This window comes from Pseudoalteromonas sp. S4741, from assembly GCF_005886135.1.
GTDB lineage: Bacteria > Pseudomonadota > Gammaproteobacteria > Enterobacterales > Alteromonadaceae > Pseudoalteromonas > Pseudoalteromonas tetraodonis.
The window spans coordinates 1-306 of the sequence record NZ_PNCN01000314.1; the positions used below are offsets into that span (position 1 = coordinate 1).

Genomic DNA, 306 nt, shown 5'->3' on the forward strand with positions numbered 1-306 from the left:
TACTAGCCACAGTTATGCTGTTTTTCGGCTTTCAAGCTAACCCTATTTTAGAGCAACCACTCAATATTTTGATAATCGCGATTCCGCTGGTTATTCTACCTTAGGGCCTTTTCATCATTGCAAATTTTATTGCGCTAAAACTCAAGCTTAAACATAACATAGCAGCTCCATCGTGCATAAATGGTACATCAAATTTCATTGAGTAAGCTGAAGCGGTAGCTAAATATCGATTTGGCCTCCATAACGGTGCAGCAATGGCTACAGTCCTTGGTGTACTTGTAGAGGTGACTCTGATGCTATCTCTTT

At 40.2% G+C, this 306-nt stretch carries 1 pseudogene; it reads left to right on the plus strand.

What is annotated here, in order from left to right:
* Positions 1-306: pseudogene (locus CWC30_RS19015) on the plus strand (arsenic resistance protein); the annotation flags it as partial.